Here is a 7,345-nt window from a genome sequence, read left to right on the forward strand (position 1 = left end):
CGCGGGAGCACTTCCTGAACGAGCTGACGCTGCGCCTCGATACGCCTGAGCAGCGCGATCGGATCCTGCGGAATCACATAGCTGCGCGCGCCTTTCTGCACGGTCGCGACGAGTCCGTCGGCGAGCAACCGGTCGAGCACTTCGTATGCATTGGTGCGGCCGATGCCCGCCTTCTGGGCGATCGAAGCGACGGTGGACTCGCCGAGTTCCAGCGAGGCCAGATAGAAGTCGGCCTTGTTTCCGTCGATGCCGGCGGCCTGAAGCATCTCAACAAGGTTCATGTTCGCCAACCTCATGTTCGCCAACCGCTAGCAGGGGTGATGGTCGTTACATGCCTATTCGTTCGCTTGGATAGTACATCAAAAGTCTATAATAATCAAATAGATAACAGATTTTTTGCAAGGTCAGAACGTATTTCAAGGACGCGTTTCACGGCCGCGACTAGCATTCATCTCAGTCAATTCGTTGACGCCCGGAGCCGATGAATCACATCGATCCGAAGCGGGGCGAACCGTGGGCCGGTTGAGTGGCCCGCTCGTGCGCCTGCTCCCCATGTATCCCTATTGGAGTCATCTCATGATTGAGTGGAAAGAAACGATTCAGGACATCAATGTTCGCCTCAAGGAACTGTCCACACGCACGCCGGACACCCTTCGCGGTTTTGGCCTCATCGCTGGTGCGGGCGCCAACACGAACCATCTCGGCGCGAAGACGCGTGAGCTCATCGCGCTGGCCGTCGCAGTCACCACGCGCTGCGATGGTTGTATCGCCTTTCATTCGGCAGAGGCCGTCAAGCTCGGCGTGTCCGATGCGGAAATCGCAGAAGCGCTGGGTGTCGCCATCAACCTGAACACCGGCGCTGCCATCACGTACAGCACGCACGTGCTGGATGCCATCGACAAACTGAAGCAAGCCTAATCACCCATACACACTGAAAGGAACCCATCATGAGCAACCCCAAGCTTGAAGTACTGACCCCGCAAAACTCCCAGCTGCTTTTCATCGACCAACAACCGCAGATGGCATTCGGCGTCCAATCCATTGATCGGCAGGTGCTGAAGAACAATGTGGTAGGTCTCGCCAAGGCAGCGAAGCTATTCGGCATTCCCACCACCATTACGTCGGTCGAATCGCAAAGCTTCTCGGGCTTTACCTACCCCGAACTGCTCGACGTGTTTCCCGGTCAGCCGGTGCTCGAACGCACGTCGATGAACTCCTGGGACGACCAGAAGGTTCGTGACGCGCTGGCTGCGAATGGACGCAAGAAGATCGTGGTTTCCGGCCTGTGGACAGAGGTTTGCAACAACACCTTTGCACTCAGCGCGATGCTGGAAGGCGACTACGAGATCTACATGGTCGAAGACGCCTCGGGCGGCACGTCGAAGGACGGGCATGACTATGCGATGCAGCGCATGATCCAGGCCGGCGTCGTGCCCGTGACGTGGCAACAGGTGATGCTCGAATGGCAGCGTGACTGGGCGCGTCGCGACACGTACGACGCCGTCATGAACGTCGTCAGGGAACACTCTGGTGCGTACGGGATGGGCGTGGACTACGCATACACGATGGTGCACAAGGCGCCACAGCGCGCGGCTGGTCACCACGAGATCGTGCCCGCGGTTCCGGCCAGGTAATCGGCCACCCACTGTCTCAACTGATGTCAAGACTCCGGCCGTGCGGCAAGGCGCCGCCGGCCATCAGGAGTACACATGATATCCAGTTAAGACAGCCCCGATCTGATTCTGCCCGATGGCCGCTTCACCGTGCTGGAGCCGCAACGACCGCAAGCGATCCCGTCGTGAGCAAGCTGCAAGAGAGATTAACCGATGAAACTCTATCTGTTTTCACTAGGTGCCGGCGTTCTGGTCGGTGTCATCTACCACCTGATTGGTGTACGGTCGCCGGCCCCGCCGCTCGTTGCGCTGGTCGGGCTGCTCGGCATTCTCGGTGGAGAGCAGCTTGTTCCCATCAGCAAGCAATATTTCTCCGCCGCCATTCACGCAGCGATGTCGCGCGCATCGGACGAGGCGACCGCAGCATCCGGCACATTGCAGCACGGCATTTCTCGCGTCATGACTGCTCGCAAGATTGCTGGCAACGAGGAGACCCGCTCATGAACACTTCCGCAAAAACCCCCGACCTGATTCTGCACAACGGCCGCTTCACGACGCTGAATCGTGCGAACCCGACAGCGAGCGCGATCGCCATCAAGGACGGGAAATTCACGGCCGTTGGCGACAATGCCGACGTCATGTCGTTGGCCGGCACGGCGACAAAGGTAATCGATCTGAAGGGACGATCCGTTCTGCCGGGGCTCATCGACAACCATACGCACGTCGTGCGTGGCGGCTTGAACTTCAATATGGAACTGCGGTGGGACGGCGTGCGCTCCCTCGCCGACGCGATGAACATGCTCAAGCGCCAGGTGGCGATTACGCCGCCACCGCAATGGGTCCGCGTGGTGGGCGGCTTCACTGAACACCAGTTCGTCGAGAAGCGGCTGCCCACCATCGAGGAGTTGAATGCCGTCGCACCCGAGACGCCCGTCTTTATCCTGCATCTTTATGACCGGGCGTTGCTGAACGCCGCGGCACTGCGCGTGGTCGGCTACACGAAAGACACGCCGGAGCCGCCCGGCGGACAGATCATGCGCGACGGCGACGGCAACCCGACGGGGCTGCTTCTTGCCAAACCGAATGCGTCGATCCTGTACGCGACGCTGGCAAAGGGGCCGAAGCTGCCGTTCGACTATCAGCTCAATTCGACGCGCCATTTCATAGCAGATGGCGGCGGCGTCCTGCGGCTGTGCGAATGGTTGCGCCGTGCATGGCCACGACCACGCGCGCGCCTGGTCGGGCAACGCGCCGGCGTCAGACGTGCGTTCGTTCTGGGGCGCGCTCGGCTGCGCCTGCTGGGCGGTCTGACATGAGCACGCACGCACAAGGGAATCCGCACTGGATCGCCGCGCTGGTGGCGCGCGCGGCGCCCGTCACGGGCAACTTCGTGCTGATCGGCGCCGAAGCGGCAGGCTCCAGCCAGGGCGTGTTCATGAAGCTGATGGCATACGTTGCTATTCTCGTTGGTTCCCGGTTTGAGCGGTCCGTGCCTTTTCCAATACGGGTGTAACGCCATCTAAATTTGAAAGAGGTCCGCGCGACATATCCAGCCTTGCAACCCATCGCGACAGGCGGCTTACACATGCATGGAAGGCGCGGGTGTTTCGGCGCGCTTCATGGCTAAAAAGCGGTGAATCTGCGCGACCACGGCTGCCCCTTCGCCCACGGCCCCTGCAACGCGCTTGGTGGAACCCGATCGAACATCGCCGATTGCAAACACGCCGTCGACACTTGTATGCAGCGGGAGCGTGGGCCCGCTGGCTCGTGTTCCCAGGTCGGTATCGGTCAACACAAATCCTCTCGGATCCAGCGACACCCCGCACGTGCGCAGCCAGTTCGTGTTTGGGTCGGCACCGATAAAGAGGAACAAGTGATGCGTCTTCAGACTTTCTATACCCCCATCGCGTCGCCGATAGTGGACGGACTCCAGCCGTTCGTCACCTTCGAGGGCCGTTATTTCAGAACCCATATGGATCGTCACGTTCGGCAACGAGGCAATTCGCTCGATCAGATAGCGCGACATGCTGTGTTCGAGATCCTGGCCCCTGACTAGGACATGAACATGGGCAGCATGCGATGCAAGAAACACAATGGCCTGTCCTGCTGAATTTCCGCCACCGACCAGCAGCACGGTTTCGCTGCGGCAAAGCCGGGCCTCGATCGACGTCGCCCAGTAATAGACGCCGTGACCTTCGAAGCGCCCAAGCCCGCTCACTGCCGGACGCCGATATTCCGCGCCGCTCGCGACGACTACCGTCCGTGCCGCAACGCGCCGCGAACCGGCAAGCTCCACCTCGAGCGGGTATGCGCTGCAATGCAAGCCTTTCACCTCGACGGGAATCGCAATGTGCGCGCCGAATTTCTGCGCCTGGTTAAATGCCCTGCCGGCTAGCGCTTGCCCCGAAATGCCGGTCGGAAAACCCAGATAATTTTCGATGCGGGCACTCGTGCCTGCCTGGCCGCCCGGCGCGCGGAAATCGAAGACGGCCACTGACAAGCCTTCGGATGCCGCATAGACGGCTGCCGCCAGGCCAGCAGGCCCGGCGCCGACGATCGCGACGTCGTAAACATGCCTGGGATCGAATTCCGGCATGAGTCCCAGGCACGAGGCGAGCTGCCCGTCGTCCGGATTGCGCAGCACGGTGCCATCCGGGCAGACAACGAGCGGCATGTCATCGCGTCGAGGCGTCATGCGCTCGAGCAACGCGATGGCATCGGCACCGCTTTCGTCAAGCGTCATATGCGGGTAAGCATTGCGCTGCAGGAAATGTTGCAGCGCGAGGAGCCGCTCGTTGTCGGGCGGGCCAACGAGCACCGCCCCTTGCCCGCGCTCGATCGCGGCGACGCGCCTCAGGATCAGCGCGCGCATGATCCTTTCACCGAGCTCCGCCTCGCCGATCATCAGGGCACGCAGCTTTTCCGGCGAAATCACGAGCGCCACAACATCTTCGATAACCTCAGCATCGACAAGGCCGGGCTTGCCTGAAAGCATGCCAACGTCGGAGGTGAATTCGCCCCGTTTCGCCTGAGAGCGCAGCAAACGTCGATGGCCCAGTCCGTCGCGTGCCGTGTATCGAATCGTGCCCGACAACAGGACGAACATGCCTGGACTCATGCCACCCGCGCGATATAAGAATTCGCCGGCGGCGTAGCTGTGTATCGCACCAAAGCGATTGATCCGATCAATCTCGGCGTCAGTCAGTACCGGAAATATCTGATGCCAGCGCGGGGTGCTATCTGGGGTCTGCGCATCCGCCACGGCAGAACGATCGGCGCCGTTCGTGCCGACTTCTGTCTGGTTTTCTGGCCCGCCCGGTGGCGAAGCTGCGTCGCTGTTCATCGTGAACCTCTGACTACGCGCGTTGGAACCGGCCGGCGGAGAGCCACGCCCCTGCCCTTTTGGATAACCCAGGGGGTAAATGCCGTCCAGTGATTCAAGATAGGTTAGCCGTCAACATGCCGCAAATAGGTAACACCAATCTTGCTCGGGGCGCGCGCCATCGCGCAGGTCCTTGCGGCGGCCGTCGGTACACCACACCGTCCGAGGCGCCGGATCGGCGAGCAAGTTCTGGTAGCTCTCGAAGGTGGTTTTCGTATCGGCGAGGCGGGCGACCACACGCGCCTCCGGCGAATGGGCGCGACAGGGACAGTTCAGTGCAGATTCAAGCCGGAACGGGCAGTGCCCAATATCCGGCCCGTTTGCGACAGACTACTTGGCGGGCAGCGGCGCGAGCGCTTCGTGCGCACCCGCTGTGCGCTGTGGCGCCTTGTGGACCATCGTATACGCGTAGTCCACGCCCATCCCGTACGCACCTGAGTGCTCCCTGACGATGGCCATTACCGCGTCATACGTCTCCCTGCGCGCCCAGTCGCGTTGCCATTCCAGCAGCACCTGTTGCCACGTCATTGGCACGACGCCGGCCTGGATCATGCGCTGCATGGCATAGTCGTGCCCGTCTTTCGACGTGCCGCCTGATGCGTCGGCCACCATATAAATTTCGTAGCCGCCTTCATTCATGGCGCACAGCGCGAACGTGTTGTTGCAGACCTCGGTCCACAGGCCCGAGACCACCACCTTGTTGCGGCCATTCGCGGCCAGCGCGTCACGCACCTTCTGGTCATCCCACGAATTCATCGACGTGCGTTCGAGCACCTTCTGTCCCGGAAACACATCCAGCAGTTCCGGGTACGTGAAACCGGAGAAGCTCTCGCTCTCCACCGTCGTGATGGTGGTAGGGATATTGAAGACCTTTGCCGCCTTGGCAAGGCCCACCACATTGTTCTTCAGCACCTGGCGGTCGATCGACTGAACGCCGAACGCCATCTGCGGTTGATGATCGATAAAAATCAGCTGACAGTTGTCAGGTGTCAGGACTTCCAGTTTTGGATTGCTCATTATCTGATCCATCCGTAGGTCGATAGAGTGAACATCATCAAGTGGTCAGCCATCTTTGACCAGGAAACACGAGAACGACAGCATGGACAAATGACTGACTGCCGCCGCGACACGGCCCGCAAGAACCTGCCTTTGTGGCATCGCAGCAGACGCGCTTCGCGCGAAGAATTCGTCGCGCGTGGGAGAGGGAGTCGCACCCTATCCGACCTCGATCCGCAACACTGGCAGTCGTCGATTAAGACTAGAAATCCGGTGGTGAGAAATCAAGCAATCCACGCCATGCGAAGTCTTGAACCAGACTCGGCGACGGCCTGAAAACATTGAAATGTCAAACGAATCAAGCGCCCCGCGACATGTTTCCAGACTTCACTCGACACATCTCAAAGACGCCTCGCCAAGCCAATTTCGCCGACGACGTATACCGCCATTGAGCGTCGCTTCGTATTCCACGTCATCCCCTCGAAACATTTCGTCTGGCAATGCTGTTTGAAATTACCTACGCTATTTTTCGCGGACCCGTTCGCGATCTTCCGCTTTTCATTAATGCTTGAACCACGTACTCCAGACTGGCGGTCATGCTTGGCTTCGGCCCAGGCCGTCTGCCTCGTGGCAGCCGATTCACCTGACTTGTTCAACTCGCTGTCGCGCTGGCGTGTCAATGCGCCGTCCCGCTCAATCACGTGCGCCCGCTGGCCGTCATGGGCGCCATATCAAGGGGTCAAAGCCGATGAAAGCCTATATCTTCTCCCTGCTCGCCGGCATGCTGGTCGGCGCAATCTACAGCCTGATCCACGTACGCTCGCCAGCGCCGCCACTCGTCGCGCTCGTGGGACTGCTCGGCATTCTCGCGGGTGAACAGATCATTCCCGTAGGCAAACAGATGCTAGCTGGAACCGGCTTTCACGTGGCATGGCAACAGTCGAAGTGCAACCAGCATATGTTCGGTTCGCTGCCTGGCCGCAATACGGGCGATACGGCGCGGGTTGCCTCGGCGAACTTACCGGAGAAACGCTCATGAGCAGCCCCACGACCAACGCTCCCGATCTGATTCTTCATCATGGCCGCTTCACGACGCTCGACAGAGGTAATCCACAAGCGAGCGCAGTCGCGATCCGCAACGGTGTGTTCGCTGCGGTAGGCAGCGACGCCGAGATCCTGCCGCTTGCCGGCGATGCCACACAGGTCATCGATCTGAAGGGGCAACGCGTGTTGCCGGGTCTCATCGACAACCACCTTCACATCATTCGCGGCGGTTTGAACTTCAACATGGAACTGCGCTGGGACGGCGTACGTTCGCTCGCCGCGGCGATGGAGATGCTCAGGCACCAGGTGA

The 7,345-nt window shown here is 60.4% G+C and carries 9 protein-coding genes and 1 pseudogene; 7 read left to right on the forward strand and 3 right to left on the reverse strand.

The window, feature by feature from the left end:
* A partial coding sequence (locus GNZ13_RS36395) for a helix-turn-helix domain-containing protein (RefSeq protein ID WP_328807350.1) occupies positions 1-281 on the reverse strand: 281 nt, incomplete at its 3' end.
* Positions 282-576: 295 nt separating this feature from the next.
* Here GNZ13_RS36395 and GNZ13_RS36400 point away from each other — a divergent pair.
* The 5 genes and pseudogenes from GNZ13_RS36400 (at position 577) to GNZ13_RS52990 (ending at position 3,126) form a co-directional block, all read left to right on the forward strand.
* Positions 577-918 (forward strand): carboxymuconolactone decarboxylase family protein, encoded by a 342-nt coding sequence (locus tag GNZ13_RS36400; protein ID WP_172173804.1) that lies wholly within the window; start codon positions 577-579, stop codon positions 916-918.
* Positions 919-947: 29 nt separating this feature from the next.
* A complete protein-coding gene (locus tag GNZ13_RS36405) occupies positions 948-1,634 on the forward strand; it encodes a hydrolase (RefSeq protein WP_172173807.1) in 687 nt (228 codons plus the stop codon).
* 192 nt (positions 1,635-1,826) lie between these two features.
* Positions 1,827-2,117, forward strand: coding sequence for a DUF1427 family protein (locus GNZ13_RS36410; protein WP_172173810.1), 291 nt, complete (start codon positions 1,827-1,829; stop codon positions 2,115-2,117).
* Positions 2,114-2,785, forward strand: a pseudogene (locus tag GNZ13_RS36415) (amidohydrolase family protein); the annotation flags it as partial. The gene GNZ13_RS36410 and the pseudogene GNZ13_RS36415, both read left to right, overlap by 4 nt.
* Before the next feature lie 140 nt (positions 2,786-2,925).
* Positions 2,926-3,126, forward strand: coding sequence for a hypothetical protein (locus GNZ13_RS52990; protein WP_236002353.1), 201 nt, complete (start codon positions 2,926-2,928; stop codon positions 3,124-3,126).
* A gap of 66 nt (positions 3,127-3,192) precedes the next feature.
* Here GNZ13_RS52990 and GNZ13_RS36425 read toward each other — a convergent pair whose 3' ends face one another.
* Both GNZ13_RS36425 and GNZ13_RS36430 read right to left on the reverse strand, forming a co-directional pair.
* Entirely contained in the window at positions 3,193-4,956 is a 1,764-nt protein-coding gene (locus tag GNZ13_RS36425; RefSeq protein ID WP_172173813.1) for an FAD-dependent oxidoreductase, read from the reverse strand.
* Between the two features lie 369 nt (positions 4,957-5,325).
* On the reverse strand, positions 5,326-6,012 hold the full coding sequence (locus tag GNZ13_RS36430) for a hydrolase (RefSeq protein WP_172173816.1): 687 nt from the start codon (positions 6,010-6,012) through the stop codon (positions 5,326-5,328).
* A 727-nt stretch (positions 6,013-6,739) separates the two neighbouring features.
* On the opposite strand from GNZ13_RS36430, the gene GNZ13_RS36435 reads away from it, so the two are divergent.
* Positions 6,740-7,030 (forward strand): XapX domain-containing protein, encoded by a 291-nt coding sequence (locus GNZ13_RS36435; RefSeq protein WP_172173819.1) that lies wholly within the window; start codon positions 6,740-6,742, stop codon positions 7,028-7,030.
* Positions 7,027-7,345: amidohydrolase family protein (locus GNZ13_RS36440; RefSeq protein ID WP_172173822.1), on the forward strand; the 319-nt coding region annotated here is incomplete at its 3' end. The genes GNZ13_RS36435 and GNZ13_RS36440, both read left to right, overlap by 4 nt.

It is taken from the genome of Paraburkholderia elongata, assembly GCF_013177735.1.
Classification (GTDB): domain Bacteria; phylum Pseudomonadota; class Gammaproteobacteria; order Burkholderiales; family Burkholderiaceae; genus Paraburkholderia; species Paraburkholderia elongata.

Excerpts from the sequence above, each read along its gene's own strand:
- GNZ13_RS36400 (WP_172173804.1), top strand. The coding sequence starts at position 577 with ATGATTGAGTGGAAAGAAACGATTCAGGACATCAATGTTCGCCTCAAG.
- GNZ13_RS36405 (WP_172173807.1), top strand. The coding sequence starts at position 948 with ATGAGCAACCCCAAGCTTGAAGTACTGACCCCGCAAAACTCCCAGCTG.
- GNZ13_RS36410 (WP_172173810.1), top strand. The coding sequence starts at position 1,827 with ATGAAACTCTATCTGTTTTCACTAGGTGCCGGCGTTCTGGTCGGTGTC.
- GNZ13_RS52990 (WP_236002353.1), top strand. The coding sequence starts at position 2,926 with ATGAGCACGCACGCACAAGGGAATCCGCACTGGATCGCCGCGCTGGTG.
- GNZ13_RS36425 (WP_172173813.1), bottom strand. The coding sequence starts at position 4,956 with ATGAACAGCGACGCAGCTTCGCCACCGGGCGGGCCAGAAAACCAGACA.
- GNZ13_RS36430 (WP_172173816.1), bottom strand. The coding sequence starts at position 6,012 with ATGAGCAATCCAAAACTGGAAGTCCTGACACCTGACAACTGTCAGCTG.
- GNZ13_RS36435 (WP_172173819.1), top strand. The coding sequence starts at position 6,740 with ATGAAAGCCTATATCTTCTCCCTGCTCGCCGGCATGCTGGTCGGCGCA.